The 15,116-nt window shown below is 67.6% G+C and carries 10 protein-coding genes; 7 read left to right on the top strand and 3 right to left on the bottom strand.

Annotation, left to right across the window (positions count from 1 at the left end):
* The first annotated feature begins 327 nt into the window (after nucleotides 1-327).
* The 4 genes from ACWDKQ_RS24235 to ACWDKQ_RS24220 all read left to right on the top strand — a co-directional run bounded on the left by ACWDKQ_RS24235 (nucleotide 328) and on the right by ACWDKQ_RS24220 (nucleotide 7,657).
* The gene (locus ACWDKQ_RS24235; protein WP_450141044.1) at nucleotides 328-801 is read left to right on the top strand and encodes a YcxB family protein; all 474 of its coding nucleotides are present in this window, start codon (nucleotides 328-330) and stop codon (nucleotides 799-801) included.
* A gap of 105 nt (nucleotides 802-906) precedes the next feature.
* Entirely contained in the window at nucleotides 907-2,622 is a 1,716-nt protein-coding gene (locus ACWDKQ_RS24230; protein WP_450141043.1) for an NB-ARC domain-containing protein, read from the top strand.
* A gap of 998 nt (nucleotides 2,623-3,620) precedes the next feature.
* Complete coding sequence (locus tag ACWDKQ_RS24225) at nucleotides 3,621-6,287, top strand: sugar-binding protein (protein WP_450141042.1); 2,667 nt, start codon at nucleotides 3,621-3,623, stop codon at nucleotides 6,285-6,287.
* 212 nt (nucleotides 6,288-6,499) lie between these two features.
* Complete coding sequence (locus ACWDKQ_RS24220) at nucleotides 6,500-7,657, top strand: damage-control phosphatase ARMT1 family protein (RefSeq protein ID WP_450141041.1); 1,158 nt, start codon at nucleotides 6,500-6,502, stop codon at nucleotides 7,655-7,657.
* A 488-nt stretch (nucleotides 7,658-8,145) separates the two neighbouring features.
* On the opposite strand, the gene lhgO is transcribed toward ACWDKQ_RS24220, so the two are convergent.
* Nucleotides 8,146-9,393 carry an L-2-hydroxyglutarate oxidase gene (gene lhgO / locus ACWDKQ_RS24215; RefSeq protein WP_450141040.1) on the bottom strand — a complete coding sequence of 416 codons (1,248 nt, stop codon included), beginning with the start codon at nucleotides 9,391-9,393 and terminating at the stop codon, nucleotides 8,146-8,148.
* Between the two features lie 77 nt (nucleotides 9,394-9,470).
* Here lhgO and ACWDKQ_RS24210 point away from each other — a divergent pair, with 77 nt between their 5' ends.
* On the top strand, nucleotides 9,471-9,605 hold the full coding sequence (locus tag ACWDKQ_RS24210; protein WP_450141039.1) for a hypothetical protein: 135 nt from the start codon (nucleotides 9,471-9,473) through the stop codon (nucleotides 9,603-9,605).
* Nucleotides 9,606-9,778: 173 nt separating this feature from the next.
* Here ACWDKQ_RS24210 and ACWDKQ_RS24205 read toward each other — a convergent pair whose 3' ends face one another.
* A complete protein-coding gene (locus ACWDKQ_RS24205; protein WP_190823786.1) occupies nucleotides 9,779-10,144 on the bottom strand; it encodes an RNA-binding S4 domain-containing protein in 366 nt (121 codons plus the stop codon).
* A gap of 89 nt (nucleotides 10,145-10,233) precedes the next feature.
* Between ACWDKQ_RS24205 and ACWDKQ_RS24200 the strand changes: the two genes are divergently transcribed.
* Nucleotides 10,234-10,581: a hypothetical protein gene (locus tag ACWDKQ_RS24200; protein ID WP_450141038.1), complete on the top strand. Its 348-nt coding sequence runs from the start codon at nucleotides 10,234-10,236 to the stop codon at nucleotides 10,579-10,581.
* Between the two features lie 168 nt (nucleotides 10,582-10,749).
* Nucleotides 10,750-11,670, top strand: coding sequence for a DUF5996 family protein (locus ACWDKQ_RS24195; RefSeq protein ID WP_450141037.1), 921 nt, complete (start codon nucleotides 10,750-10,752; stop codon nucleotides 11,668-11,670).
* A gap of 48 nt (nucleotides 11,671-11,718) precedes the next feature.
* On the opposite strand, the gene ACWDKQ_RS24190 is transcribed toward ACWDKQ_RS24195, so the two are convergent.
* The gene (locus tag ACWDKQ_RS24190; protein WP_450141036.1) at nucleotides 11,719-15,078 is read right to left on the bottom strand and encodes a DEAD/DEAH box helicase; all 3,360 of its coding nucleotides are present in this window, start codon (nucleotides 15,076-15,078) and stop codon (nucleotides 11,719-11,721) included.
* Nucleotides 15,079-15,116: the final 38 nt, after the last annotated feature.

Raw genomic sequence — 15,116 nt, 5'->3', positions numbered from 1 at the left:
GCGACTCGAGGGCGCGCCGATCGGCGCGCCCTCGAGTCGCGCCGGGCGAACACGCCGACCGCGTCGTAGGCGACCCAAAAGCCCTCGTCTTTGTGCAGTTCGACGACGCTCTCCCCGGGCGGAAGAGCTCCTGCGGCCCCGGCATTTGACCGCGCCCCGGCGGGCGGCGAGGGTCGCTGTGATCGAAAAGGCCTGGAGTAGCATCGCAATCCACTGCCGTGGATTGCGTTCTCGTCCGCGAGAAGTAGCCGACCGAGGAAGTTGCAGTCTCGATACCTTCCGTGGGCATGAAAACGATGGTGTGCGCCCTAATATGCAGCGGTGCAGATGTCGTTCGAGGTCCCCTACGACGCGCAGCAACTGCGGCGCACCATCCGGTTCCTGGTTCGCAACCATCTGATGCTCATCCGCATCTTGGGTGGGCTGCTCGCGCTGCTCGGGCTCCTCCTGGTCGTGCTGGACCCATCGGAGCCGTTCGGGTACACGGCGGTGGTCGGCGGACTGCTATTGGTGCTCGCGATCGGGCCGATCCTGGTGGCGGTGGCGATGCGGATGCAGGCCGCGGCCATCAAGCAGGGGTTCCGCCTGGTACTCAACGACGAGTGGATGCAGATCTCCTACCCGTTGTGCGAGTCGCGGCTGTGGTGGGCCGGTCTAGGGCGCGCGGTGGAAACGCCCGAGGTCTGGTACGTGATGTTCGGCAAGGCGCAGGCCGTAGTGGTCCCGAAGGGCGTGATGACCCCGCAGCAGCAGGCCGAGTTCGCGGCTTTCGTCGTGCGGCTGCGGCCTGCCACGGCCTGACTACCGGACCCGCACATGCCCTTTTCCCGCACGGGTTTTCACCGCTGGCGCTAAGATCGGCTCGTAACGTCGCATTGGGCCAGGTTGGATGGGGGCGGGTGGCTCGTGGGCGATGAGGGCGAGACGAACAACGAGCAGAGCGGCACGGTCAACGGGCCGGTTGCGCAGGTGGGTGCCGTCTACGGCGGTGTTCACTTCAGCGGACACCACCAGGAGCCGGTGGTGCCGCGGCAGCTGCCGCTGGCCGTTGCCCCGTTCGCCGGGCAGGCGGACGAACTGGCCGCGTTGCACGCCGTGCTGGCGGATTCCGCCAGGGCCGTGGTGATCTCGGCGGTCGAGGGCACCACGGGCATCGGCAAGACGGCCCTGGCGGTGCACTGGGCGAATCAGGTGGTGGATCGGTTCCCCGGTGGGCAGTTGTACGCGGACCTGCGGGGTTCTGACCCTTCCGGCTGGCCGGCGCGACCGGGTGATGTGCTCCGGAGCTTCCTGGAAGCCTTGGGAGAAGACAGGATTCCATCAAACGTTGCTGCTCAGGCAGCCCGGTACCGCACGTTGCTGGCGGACAAGCGGGTTCTGGTGGTGCTGGACGACGTCCGCGACGCCGAGCAGGTGCGCCCGCTGCTGCCCGGTGGTTCCAACTCCTTCGTCGTGCTGACCAGCCGAAACCCGCTGACTGGTCTTATCACCGAGGGCGCCCGCTCGCTGTTGCTGGACGTGCCCAGCGTGGGCGAGGCGCGTGAGCTCCTGGCCCGCCGGTTGGGGGAGGAGCGGCTGGCGGCCGAGCCGCAGGCCGCCGACGAGTTGATCGAACTTTGCGGGCGGCTGCCACAGGCGCTGAGCGTCGTGGCGGCCAGCGCGGCGAGCGCGCCGTTTTCCGTGTTGGCAGCGGAGTTGCGGAACGCGGTCAGTCCGCCGGGTGTCGGCAACCTGTCGTCGAGGGTGGCGGCGGTGCTCGACTGGGCCCGGGCGCGTACGGCGCCACCGCCGGTCGATGGGGACTGGCGCAGCCGCGTGCGGACTCCGGTGTGGCTCCGCAGCCCGAAGGTGCTTGTCGCGGCAGCCGCGGCGGTCGCGGCGACCACGTTGTTCGTGTCTACCCCGATGATCGCCGCTTCGAGCTTGCTGGGGCTCGGCTACTTCTTGATCCGGTTCGCCCTGCTGTTCGCCGGGCTGGTGCTGATGGAGCGCCCCGGCGGACGGGGCGCGATCGGTTCCGGGCTGGTCGTCGCGAACGCGGTCTACTGGCTCGTGGACGCGCTCGCCTCGATCCACGCCGAGGCCGATGTGTGGGTCTGGCTGGAGTTCTTCTCCGTGATCGCCTTCACCGTCCTGCTGGTCATGCGGCTGGCACCGTTGGACGTGCTGCCCCGGCGCACCCGCATCGTGCCGCCGACCCGGCGTCCGCTCGCCTACGTCGTGGTGGGCGCAGCCGCCGCGCAGTTCATCCTGCTGTTCGCCGGGATCCCGCACGAATACGGCAGCATGACCGTGCTGGCCGGGGTGGGAGCGCTGGCGGCATTGTTACCGGTGGTCGCGATCGGCGGGCTGTGCGCGGCCACCGCGCTCACGGAGTTCGGCGACGAATCCCAGCGGGCCTTCGTCGCCGCGACCGTCGCCGCCTACCTCGGCCCGGAACTGCTGCTCCTGCTCGGCTCCCTGCTCCTCGGTCCCCGATTCACCTACCTCGGCAACGCCTTCTGGTCGGACGGCGCATATCAGGGTTCCTGGGGCACCTTCGCGGTTGCGCAAGCCGTCGCGGCGGCAGCGCTGCTTGCGTCGACATGGGTGCTCCTCCGGCGCGCCGCTGCGCAGGCCTGACCTGGACCAGCCTGCGCTCAGCGAGCGAGCCGGTGGGCGGCATGGGTTGCCTTTTCCCGGTTGTGCCGGTCCGAGTCGAGGTCTCGCAGCGAAGCGATACCTCTGCTGCGGTTGATTTCCGCGAGCCCGCGTGAAACGTCGAAGCGAGTTTGGTCGATTTGCAGCCAGCGGCCCGCGCGGAGCTGTTCGGCGCTGAGCCCTTCGAGCCATTGGTGGTTGCTCCGCCCGGCGCTAGCCAGCCGCTCGGGAACCGCGGGAACCGCGACGAGGTCACCTGCTTCGTCAAGTACGCCGCACACGTCCCCGCTATGCGGGGGCGAGCACCGCAGCTTTGACCGCAATGTCCACGACGACGCGCTCGTCGTCGGTCGGTGTACCGCTGAAACGCAGGTGAAAGGGCGGTCATCGGGCTCGCCGTGGATCAGCGCGAGACCGTTTCCCAGCGGCTTTCGGTGACGAGTCGGCTCCGGTTGGAAAGCCATGGGGAGCACGATTCCTGGCACCACCCGAACACCTTTGCCGGGCCCGACCGAAACGGTCGCCGAGCGCAGCGCGTCCCGTGTCCTTCCGCGAGTCGATGGCTCTGATTGGTGCAAGTAAACACCGCCATGGGCGTAGATGGCTTGCACCACATGGCCGTGTACCGGCCCGTTGACCTCGTTTCTGTGCACCCGACGACGTTGGTACGCGCGTTCTGCGTGGTGGAGATTGTTAAAACCCCGCACCAGGACCCGTGCTCGGCCGCGCGCAGGTCCGGGAGGTCCCGCGCCCACGACCCGTGCCACGCACCAGCGACCGAGCAGTACGAATTCCGCCATGGCGGTTCGATAGGACCGACGACGGATGAACTGACCGCAGCGTCTGCTTCGGGCCGGTCCGTCACCGCGGTCGTCCTGAAGTGTGAGATGTCTTCTGCGGTTGGCTGTTCTTGCGTGCGCGGAGATCCGGGTCGTGCCATTCTCGGCGCCGCATGATCGTCTCGTCCTAGGAGTGGATCGGTGCTATCGGTTCGTGCAGGTTCGGTTGTCGCGCTGGCGGCGGTGCTGGGTGCGGGGATCCTGCCCCCGACGGCTTCCGCGCAACCGGATGCTCAAGACCTGGAAGTTCTCTTCGTCGGGGCGCATCCGGACGACGAAGCTTCGTTGCTGTCGACCTTCGGCCGCTGGCAGCACGACCACCAGGTGCGAACCGGTGTCGTGACCATCACCCGCGGTGAAGGCGGTGGCAACGCGGTCGGGCCGGAGGAAGGACCGGCTTTGGGCCTGCTGCGCGAAGGTGAGGAACGCCGTGCTGTCGGAGGTTTCGGCATCTCGGACGTGTACAACTTGGATGACCCCGACCTCTACTACACGGTGAGTGCCCCGCTGACCGAGCAGGCCTGGCACCACGACGAGGTGCTGGCGAAGCTAGTCCGCGTCGTGCGGCAAACCCGGCCCGAGGTCATGGTGACCATGGACCCCGCGCCCACGCCGGGCAACCACGGAAACCACCAGTACGCGGCGCGGCTCGCGCTTGAAGCCTACCGGCGGGCCGCCGATCCTGCGGCCTTCCCCGAGCAGATCAGTGACGAGGGGCTCTCGCCTTGGTCCGTGCGCAGGGTGCTGTCCAACGCGGCCGGCGCGGAGGAGGAAGTCGAAGGAGGTGACTGCGAGAAGCACACCACGCCAGTGGATTCGCCGGGGCCCGAATACTACGTGTACGGGGTAAGCGGTGAAACCAACTGGGAGCAGCGGGAACGCGTCGCGGAACGCGAGTACAAGAGCCAGGGATGGGCCACCCGGCCGGACGTCCCGGGCGATCTCGCGCAGATCGGATGCGACCACCTCACCGAGATGGCCAACCGCGCTCCGTACGTGCCCGGGGCACAAGGAGCGGACGCGCCGCTGCTCGGTGCGCTGTTGGCGATTCCCGGCGGCTTGCCTGCTGGGACCGGGCTTACCGCCACCGCAGAGCGCCCGCGGATCACCGCCGGTGCGAGCACGCCGGTACGGGTCGAGGTGACCGCCCCCGCGAGCACTGTGTTGCAAGCGGGCCGGGTCGCTCTGGGCCTGCCCCCAGGATGGGAAGTCCAGGGCGACGGCGCGTTCGGGCCGCTGGAACCGGGGGCGACCGCAGGAGTCGACCTGACGGTGGCGGTTCCCGGCCAGTACGGACCCGAGCGGGTTCAGGTGCCGGTGCGCGTCGAATCCCCGCAGGGCCGTGGAGAAAGCGAGCTGCGGTTCGACGTCGTGCCGCCGGTCGTGGCCGAGCAGGCACCGCTGCCGGGTGTCGCGGAATTCCAGCGGTGGACCACCGAGGCGCAGCTTCCGTTGCTGCAGAACGAGGTTGCCCCGGTCCAAACGGTCCCGGCCCTTGGCGAACGCGATGTGCAAGTGGTCGTGCGCAACTACAGCGCGAAACCCCGTTCTGGCACGGTTCGGTTCGTGCCACCTCAGGGGTTCGAGGTGCCGAACGCAGAGCAGCCGTTCCAGGCGATCGCTCCCGGGAAGACTTCGGTGCTCACCTTCGAGGTGCGCGGCACGGACCCGGAAATGCCCACCGGAATGCACGGCGGCGATCACTCGTACACCCTGATCACCCGCACCGATGACGGCGCGACGGGTGAGAGGGCCGCAGCCTTGGAACTGGTTCCGGCCACCACGATTCCGCAATCCGGCACCGAGCCGGTGGTGGACGGTGAAGCGGGACCGCAGGAGTACCCGGCCGCAGTGCTCGACGCATCCGCGCTGTGGGAAGGGGAGGAGTGCGCGGCGCCGGATTGTGCTGCCACCGCAAGGTTTTCCTGGCGTGGTGAGACGCTGTACGCACTGGTCGACGTGGTGGACGAGAAGCAGGGCACGGTCCTGGCACCCGAGGACTGCAAGCGGCACTGGCGCTCCGACGCCGTCGAGATCACCATCGACCCGAAGGCGGATTCGGAGAACACGTCGAGCACGTTCAAGGTGGCGGTGCTGCCGACCACCAACGGATCCGGTGCACCCTGCCACGCCAGGGACGCGGACAACCACCAGGGCCCGGCCGAGGAGACCGCGCCCGGCGTCAAGCTCGCGTCCAAGCTGCGCGAGGGTGGGTACACGGTCGAGCTGGCCATCCCGCTGCAGGTGCTGCCCGGTTCGGTCGATCCCCGGAAGCTGGGCCTGAACGTCCTGGTGTACGACTCGGACACCCAGGACCTGATCGGCCAGTCCCGGATCGGCTGGTCAACCTGGGGAGGAGTGCAAGGCGACCCGTACCGCTGGGGCCGGGCGAGCCTCCAGGACCGGCCTGCGGGCCCGCCGGCCCCGCCACCTGCCCCGGTGCTCTCGCTGGACGCGCTGTCCTCCGTGGATTCGCCCCAGTCGATCGACCAGGCGGTACGACTGAACACGTCGCTGGGTGGCGCGCCGCCGGCAGGCGATGCGGGAACCAGGCTCACCGGCGCGCAAGCGGAGCAAGGTGAGGTCCACGCCCGCCTCGAAGTGAACGGACCGGGCCGGGTCCACCTGTTCGTGCTGGACGCCAACGGCGCAGTCCTGGCGGACCAGGGGCTCGAGGTGAACGATCAAGGCGAACGAAACGTCTCGATCAAGATTCCCAATGGCACCCCGGCAAGGGTCTTGGCCGGGTTCACCACTCCTGGAGGAGCCCCAACAGCGTCCGCAACCGATGTCGCCGCAACATCGTGAGCACGTCTCAGCGCGCCGGTGTCGGGGGCCTGCACCTCGGTTTCGACCAGCTGCAGCTCGTCGATCCGGTACGTCAAGTGCCTTATTCCTCGCGGTCGTCGACCAGTTCCGGAACCGGCCTCGTGCCGCCGGGGTCAGCGCCGGGAACCAGCCGGGGAACGTGCGTAGGCTCCCGGTTGCGGGTTGGTCGTGGAGCACAGCGGGGAGTTGTCGTGGAACGGGAAGCGCAGTCGATCACGATCGGAGTGCCTGGTTCGTTCGCGTGGAAGGTGTTCCACGAACGCCACCCGGCCATGATCGAGCAGCTGTGCGCCGCGTTCCCGTTCGGGGCGGGGGTGCGCGACAGGCTCGCGGAACTGCTGCGCGAGACGACCGAGGGAGTCGTCGAACTGCTCGACGACGACGCGCCGGACCACGGCGCCTGGGCGGCATGGGCGGAAGATTGGTTGGGCAGGCCGTGGTCCGAATGCTCCTTCCTGTGGGCGGAGAGCTACTTCTTCCGTAAGCTGCTCGCCGCCATCGGGTACTTCGCGCCCGGTCCGTGGCGCGGTATCGATCCGTTCGCCCCGATGAAGAACGCCGAGCTCCGCAGCGCGGGTGCGGCCGAAACGCTGGCTGCCTTCAACCAGCTGCCGCTGCTCGGGGAGCCCGACCGCGACGACGCGGTGGTGCAGGCCGCAATGTGGGGAAACCAGGCCGACCTCGCATTCCGGATATCGGCGGACGCCGAGGGCACTGCGGCGGGGTTGGTGACCGGCGACAGCCTGTTGTTCTGGTCTCTGTTCGAAGCGCCCGGTCCGGTCCACCTCGTCGCCGACAACTCCGCTGGAGAACTGGCCGCCGACCTGGTGCTGGTCGATCACCTGCTGACGACCGGCCGCGCGGACCGCGTCGTCCTGCACGTCAAACCGAACCCATACTACGTCTCCGATGCCACGCCCGCCGACGTGCTCGGCGTCCTGCGTCACCTGATCGAGCTGGCCGGGGAGGTGGGCTCGGTCGGGCGGCGCGTCTGGGACGGCTTGCGGGCCGGTCGGATCGAGGTGCGTGACCACCCGTTCTTCTGCGCTCCGCTGGACTACCGCGCCATGCCGGACGACCTGCGCGAGGCGTTCGCGTCCGCCTCGGTCACCATCATGAAGGGCGACCTGAACTACCGGCGGCTCGTCGGTGACCGGTATTGGCCCGCTACCACGTCCTTCGTTGATGTCACGTCGTACTTCCCGGGCCCGGTCGTCGCGTTGCGGGTCCTGAAATCCGAGGTCGTGGTGGGACTCGACGAAGCGACCACGGCGACGTTGGACAAGACTGGCGATGCCTGGCGGACCAGCGGTTCGCACGCACTCATCCAGGCGGCTCGGCCGGTCTGAACGCCGATCGGCCGGCGCGGTCGTGCCGGGTACGAGCCGTGCACGATCCGGCTGGCAGCCTTCCCCTTGGTGCGTTTGCGAACATAACCTGTTCGACTCCGCGGTGTGCGGGTCGAAGCCCATGAGGGATCCGAGTTCCTGGCCTACCGATGTGCGGCGTCTTCGGGACTAAGTCGGGGTGGACCGCGGTAGAGGGGCTTAGTGCCTCGCACTAGCTTTGAGGTTCCCCAGTGCTTGCGGATCGCGGTGCGGGAATTGCCCGCATCGGTTCTGGGGATTCGCCACCGGGCGAGTAGACCTGTTAGCCGAATTGGCAAGCTGGAGTTCGCTATCCGCCCCTCTGGGTAGTTGCGCATGCTGGCAGCAGAACAGACACCGCCCTCGGTGTGGTCCGGCCCGCTGACGCGCGCGGTGGCGGGAACTGCTTGGACGGGGACGCCCGTTGCGGCGAGGTCGTGGTAGGTGGTTGCGCCGCAACGGGTTTCAGGTCAAATGCCGGTCGGGGTCTCGCGCACGGTTTGGGCGATGTTGGCGAGCCCGAGTTGGTCGAAGGCTTCGGCGGCGATGTGGCTGCCGATGAGCAGGCTTGAAGTCGCTGCCGGCGAGGGCGCGTTGAGCACGTGGATCGCGCGCGGGGTGTGGCTGATTACGAAGTCGTCGACCAACTCGCCGGTGGCCTTGACGGCCTGCGCCCGCACGCCGCTGCCGTGCCGGCGCAGGTCTTCGCCGTTGATCTCCGGGATCATCCGGCGCACTTCGCGGACGAACAGCGGCCAGATCAGCGATCGGCCGATTTCCGCGAGGCCGTAGCGCCAATAGCGTCGCGCGAGCCCGCGCATGGCGGGATCGCGCAGCAGTTCGTGCAGCATGCGCGGGTCGACGTCGCGCCACCGGTATCCCTGTCGCGCCAGGGCGGGCACTGCGTTGGGTCCCACGTGCACGGTGCCATCGAGCATCGGTGTCACGTGCACGCCGAGGAAGGGGAGGCCCGGGTCGGGAACCGGGTAGACCGGGTTGTTGATCAGCCCGCGGCGGGCCGGGCGGATCTCGGCGTACTCCCCGCGGAAGGGCATGATCCGCACCGGCGGCCGGTGCCCGGCGGCTTCGGCGATCTTGTCGCTGTGCAGGCCGGCGCAGTTGACGATGATCCGGGCCCGGACCTCGCCGGTGGGTGTGTGGACGGCCGTCCGGTCACGGCCGGCGGTGAACGACCGCGCTGGCGAGTTCGTGCGCAGGTCGGCGCCGAGTTCGGTGAGCTCGGCCGCGAAGGCGCGGCACACCTGGCCGAAGTCGGTCATCGCGGTGTCGGCGACCGCCAACGCGCCAACCCCGGCGACGTGCGGTTCCCGCTCGGCGATCTCGGCGCGGTTCAACCGCTGCACCGTGACGCCGTTCTCCCGGCCTCGGACTGCGAGCGCGTCCAGTCGCGGCAACTGGTCCTTGGCCGTGGCGACCACGATCTTGCCGGTGCGCTTGACCGGCACGCCGTTCTCGTCGCAGTAGCGGATCATCGCCTCCCCGCCGACGCGGGCCAGCCGCGCTTTGAGGCTGCCCGGCGCGTAGTAGAGGCCACTGTGAATCACGTTGCTGTTGTGCCCGGACTGGTGCGCGCCCCAGCGCGATTCCTTCTCCAGGACGGTCACGGAGGCATCCGGGTATGCGCGCAGCACCGCCCTCGCCGTTGCCAGCCCGAGCAATCCACCGCCGATGATTGCGACGTCGACGTCACCGGACATCCGGGAACCTTCCTCTCGCATTGAACCGCTGCGAATGTATACAGTCGCTGCGGACACGAGTCTTCGACATCAACTCGATGGCCGGCAAGCCACCGTCGGTGATGTGGGAGTACCTGTTCACCGACGACGACGCTGCCGCCACCGCGCGTGCCTGGTGCCTTGATGGGGCTCTGATCGCGAAGTGGCTGGCCACCGGCCAGGGCACCGGGTGAGCGATCCCGCGCGCGGTCGGCGGTTCGGCGCTATCGACGAGCTTCGGGCCTCGGTCGTGTTCCTCACGGCGCCATGGATCGTCCGCTAAACGGTGGTGGGCCTGATCGAAACGGCAGGGGTGACCCGCTTCTTCCCGGACCGGGCAGCGGTGAACCAGGAGCGCGCCCGCCGGTCAGATCCCCCCGTCGCGGAACTTTTCGATCATCCGGCGGTCGCGCTTCGTGGGCCGTCCGGCGCCCCGCTCGCGGCGGGCCACCGGCATCGAGACCTCCGGCGGCGGGGCCGGCGTCCGGTCGATGTAGCAAGTGGAGGCATCGGCCGCGCCGACGCGCCGCTGGATCACCCGCACCACCTCGACGATCCGGGTCCGGTCGCCGACGCGCGCTCGGATTTCGTCGCCGGGGCACACGGTGGTCGCGGGCTTGGCGGGGCGGTCGTTGACGCGCACGTGCCCGCCACGACAGGCCGCGGCGGCGTCCGGACGGGTCTTGGTCAGCCGGACGGCCCAAAGCCAGCGATCAACACGGGTGGACTCCACAGCACTACATGATTGCACGACCAGCCAAGGCCCGAAGCGGGTGCGGCCGCCGGCCTTCAGGTGACTCCCTGACACGGCACCGGACCTGATTGATCATCTCAAGCGAAGCATCGAGATCCAGGCAGCGGTCCACCGTTTCGTCGAAGCTGGCGCTGAGTTCGCGCACCACGTACGGACTGCATCGTGTTCGCCGCATTCGAAAGCGCTGGTGGGAAAGGAGAATCCGACGCTTTGGCGGCGGACGGCATCCCGGCGCGATCGACACTCCTGGACAAATGGTGTTCGCCATGCGCTTGCTACAGGGCGACCTCGCCTGCGAAGCGGAGCAGATCTCCCTCGGTGATGTCGATACGGCAAGCCTTGGCTGCCTGGCCGTCGAAACGGAGCGGTTTGCCCGCGCGCTCCGTCGGTTCGGGTGGCTCGCTGCGCAGCGCTAGTCGAGCGCTATTCGTGGGGTCGCGCCCTGGCAGGCCGTGGCGTTCTCACACGGTTCGGGCGCGATCTCGCGAGGAAACGAATGCACGTTCGTAAGAGTGCTCCGCAGCGCGGTGGGGCGGCGGGAAATGCACACTGGGCCCGTCAGGTCAGGCGTGCCGGAGGGGGCTATGACGGGTGTTCGAGATTCGGTCGGGGATTGGCCTTCGCTGCTCGTGGAGGAGTGGGCCGATACACGCGACACGCTGCACATGTGGACCCAGATCGTGGGGAAGGTCCGGTTGGCGATGGAGCCCATGGTCAACCACTGGTGGCAGGTTCCGCTGTACGTCTCGGCTCGCGGGCTGACCACCTCGGTGATGCCGCACGACGGGCGGGCGTTCGACATCGAGTTCGACTTCTGCGCACACCAGCTGCACATCCGATCCAGCAGCGGCGACGCGCGGCAGGTCCGGTTGGAGCCGAAATCGGTCGCGGAGTTCTACCGGGAGACCATGGCCGCGCTCCGCGAGCTCGACCTGCCGGTTTCCATCTGGACGATGCCGAGGGAGATCGAGCATGCCATTGCGTTCGAGGAAGACACCGAACACGCCTGCTACCGCCCGGAGCACGCGCACCTGTTCTGGCGGCAGCTGCTCGCCGCTCACCGGGCGCTGACCGCGTTCCGGTCCCGGTTCGTGGGGAAGGTCAGCCCGGTCCACTTCTTCTGGGGCGCGATGGACTTGGCGGTCACCCGGTTCTCCGGCCGCACGGCACCGCAACATCCCGGTGGTGCCCCCAACTGCGCGGACTGGGTGATGGTCGAGGGTTATTCCCACGAGCTCAGCAGCTGCGGCTTCTGGCCGGGCGGACCCGGAGAGGGAACCTTCTACTCGTACGCGTACCCCGAACCCGCCGGGTATACCCAGCACCCGGTCCGCCCCGACGACGCCTTCTACAGCCCCGAGGTCGGCGAGTTCCTGCTGCCCTACGAAACCGTGCGTACCGCGGCGGACCCGGATGCAACCCTGCTCGAGTTCCTGCAGACCACCTATGAAGCCGCCGCCGAACGCGGCGGCTGGGACCGCAGCCAGCTGGAAACTCCCCGGTAATCGAGGCGTGGTGCGCCTGGGGCGTCGGTTGCCGAGGCGGCTCTTCGGCTAGGTGAGCAGTTCGCGGATGTCTTCTGCGTTCAGGCCAGCACCGAACAGATTGCCCTCGTCCATCATGCCGGCGAACAATTCGCTCTTGCGGGCTTTGAGCGCCACCACCTTCTCTTCGATGGTGTCCCTGGCGATCAGCCGGTACACCATGACGTTCCGCGTCTGCCCGATGCGGTGGGTCCGGTCCACCGCCTGCGCCTCGGTCGCGGGATTCCACCACGGGTCGAGCAGGAAGCAGTAGTCAGCCTCGGTCAGGTTCAGCCCGAACCCGCCAGCTTTCAGGCTGATGACGAAAACCGGGGCCGATCCTTCCTTGAAGCGCTTGAGCACCGATGCCCTGGCCCGGGTCTTTCCGTCGAGGTAGCAGTAGTCCAGTCCTTCGGTCGCCAGCCGGGCGCGCACCGTATCCAAAAATCCGGTGAACTGGCTGAATACCAGTGCACGGTGTCCACCGGCGGCCACGTCCCGGAGTTGATCGATCAGCGTGTCGAGCTTGGCGGAGGGCATGTCCCGGTGCTCGTCGTCAACGAGCCCGGCGTGCAGGCTGAGCTGACGCAACAACGTCAGCGAACGGAGAATGGTGAACCTGTGCTTGTTCATGTCGTCGATCAGACCGAGCACCTTTTGCCGCTCTCGTTGCAGGTGGGTCTGGTAGAGCTTGCGGTGCCGCGGATGCAGGTCGACGTTTAGGACCTGCTCCTGCTTTTCCGGGAGATCGGCGACGACCTGTTCCTTGGTGCGGCGCTTGACCAGTGGTCTTACTCGTCGCCGAAGTTGAGCGAGCAGTTCGGTGTCGGCCTGCTTCTCGATTGGAGTCCCGTAGTAGTGACGGAATTTCGTCGGGTTCGGAAACAACCCGGGCGAGGTGATCGACAACAGCGACCACAGCTCCATCAGATTGTTCTCCATCGGCGTTCCGGTGACCGCGAGTTTGAACTCGGCGGGCAGGCGCCGGGCGCATTGGTAGATCTTCGACTGGTGGTTCTTGACGAACTGGGCTTCGTCCAGGATCAGCCCGGCCCACGGCAGCGCGTGGTATTCGTCGAAATCGATGCGGAACAACGCGTATGACGTGATCACCACATCGGCGCTTTCGATGGCCGCGTCGAGGCTCTGTCCCCGGCGCTGCCGGGTCTCGGTGATCGGCACGGTCGTCAGGCCAGGGGCGAATCGGTCCGCCTCGGTCGCCCAGTTCGACACCACGCTAGTCGGCGCCACGATGAGGAAGGGCCCGCCGTCCGGTTCGGTGTCCTTGGCGTGGCACATCAATGCCAACGACTGCACGGTCTTGCCGAGCCCCATGTCATCCGCGAGGATGCCGCCGAGGCGGTGCTGCCACAGAAACGCCAGCCATTCGAAGCCGTCCCGCTGGTACGGGCGCAGTCGGGCCGCGAGCGTAGCGGGAAGATCGGGCGAATCCAGCGACCCGAGCGACAACAGGCCCTGCACCTGCTTGTGCCAGGCGGTCGCCTGGCCGTCGACGACACCGAGTGCGGCAAACTCATCCCACAGCCCAGCCTGGAAGCGGCTGATCCGCAGCGTTTCTCCTGGTGAATCGTGCAGCGTGCGCGCTTCCTCGATCAGCCTGTACAGCGTCTGCAACTCGGGCTTCTGCAGCGAGAAGTACGCTCCATCATCGAGCAACAGGTGCGTCTGGTCCATCGCCAGAGCCGAGAAAACCTGGGCGAACGGCACCTCCGTTCCCGCGATCCTGATGCTCACACCAAGGTCGAACCAGTCTGTTTCGCCGGAAACGCCGTGGGTCGCCACGCCGATCTGCAGCGAGTCGCTTACCTCGCGGTAGTCGGCTGGCTCCCCGCTGATCTCGACGGCAACGCCCGGCTGGTCGTCAAGCAGCGGTAACAACTCGGTAGTGAACCGCATGGTGTCGATGGCGTCGAGCTCGGTGTTGTTGAGCGCGGCGGGACCGCTGCGGCCGGGCTCGGGATCATCGCTGCGCAGACCGAATTGGTCCAGCGGCGCCTTGAGCCCGGTGAGCACTTCGCGCTCGGCGACCAAGTCGCGATAGCCCGCGGCACCCGTCTGTTCCGCGGCCAGCGGCGCGCGTCGCTGCACCTCACCGATGTCGTAGGCCCACTCCCAGCTGAGTTTTAGATTATGCCTAGTGCGGTAGTTGGCACGCAGCACGAGCATGGGATCCGAGATCGCTGGTGGGGTGAACGACTCATCGGTGGAGATGATCGGTGCCAGGTGGCGCAGCCGAGGGTAGTACTCCTGGCTGAACCGGGCGCTTTCGGCGGTTGGGATTTCCAGTCGCTGGCCGCTGCGCACCATTTGCCGGAGCTGTTGCGGCACGCCTCTTACGAGCTTGACAAGGCGAAGCTGGACCTGGCCGAGCTCGACGTCGCCTCGAAGCCGTGCGCGGTCGACGCATACCGCGCCATGCCCCTCGCGGCCGATGAACAGGATCGGCACGGCGTCGGTGATCTCGCCGTCGATGTGCAACGCGGGGGCGACCGCCAGCGTGCCGTCGTGCTCCCTGGCGTCCAGACAGAGCTCGCCGGCATAGCGCGCGACATCGCCGAGCACCTTGCGCGCGTGCACCAGCCGCAGCCCGACCGCCTCGGCTTCGTCCAGCAGCGGCCACAACTGTCGGGAGCCGAATTCGGATAGGTCGATGGTCTTGACCTCGCCGTAGTAGCTCGAATGGCGCGAGCTCGCCTGGTAGAAGGCGTACAGCTCCTGCAACACCCGCAGGTGCGAGTCCAGGTATTCGCCGTTGTAGTAATGCGGCGATCCCATTTTGGACCAGCTCAGGTTTCCGGCGACCCAGCCGGACCTGCCCGGCCGCACAAGCCGAGCCATCAACCTGGGTGCCGGAGCCGCCGCCCGGCCGAATGCCGGGGGCTGCTGCACGGAAAGTTCGATCGCCACCGGCAACGCATCAGCACGATACGTCGGTCTGGTCGTCTTGGGTTCGAGTAGTGCGCCCAGGACCCGTTCCCAGTTGTCTGCCTGCTCTCGACGTGCGCTCGGTTGTTTCTTCTTCTGAGCCGGCCGCGCCGGACGCACCGCGACCGGGCGCTTCTTTCCTTCCTGCGTCGCGGTCAGCACAAGAGCGACCACGTGCTTGCAGTTGAACGAGACCGGACAGTCGCACTCGCCTTTCGCGAACCCGAGAGACGCGCCGCCGAGCGCGCGGAAGTAAGCCACTGTCTGGTAGAAATCGCCGTTTTGGCCGTGCACGGTGCCGGCGAGGGCGTTTTCTGGATCGTCCCAGTGCATCCGCACGACCGCGTGCTGCTCGGCGTACCGCACACCACGCGCGTATGAGCGATCGTCGACAACGGCGCGCAGGGTGTCGAGATCGACATCGTGCAAGGAAACGAGCTGCATGCGGGCACATTATCGTTCGCCACAGGTGCCCTGCGCCG

Source organism: Saccharopolyspora sp. NPDC000995 (assembly GCF_053599315.1).
This window is presented reverse-complemented; position numbering and strand designations above follow the sequence as displayed.

Excerpts from the sequence above, each read along its gene's own strand:
- ACWDKQ_RS24190 (WP_450141036.1), bottom strand. The coding sequence starts at position 15,078 with ATGCAGCTCGTTTCCTTGCACGATGTCGATCTCGACACCCTGCGCGCC.
- ACWDKQ_RS24195 (WP_450141037.1), top strand. The coding sequence starts at position 10,750 with ATGACGGGTGTTCGAGATTCGGTCGGGGATTGGCCTTCGCTGCTCGTG.
- ACWDKQ_RS24235 (WP_450141044.1), top strand. The coding sequence starts at position 328 with ATGTCGTTCGAGGTCCCCTACGACGCGCAGCAACTGCGGCGCACCATC.
- lhgO (WP_450141040.1), bottom strand. The coding sequence starts at position 9,393 with ATGTCCGGTGACGTCGACGTCGCAATCATCGGCGGTGGATTGCTCGGG.
- ACWDKQ_RS24210 (WP_450141039.1), top strand. The coding sequence starts at position 9,471 with ATGGCCGGCAAGCCACCGTCGGTGATGTGGGAGTACCTGTTCACCGAC.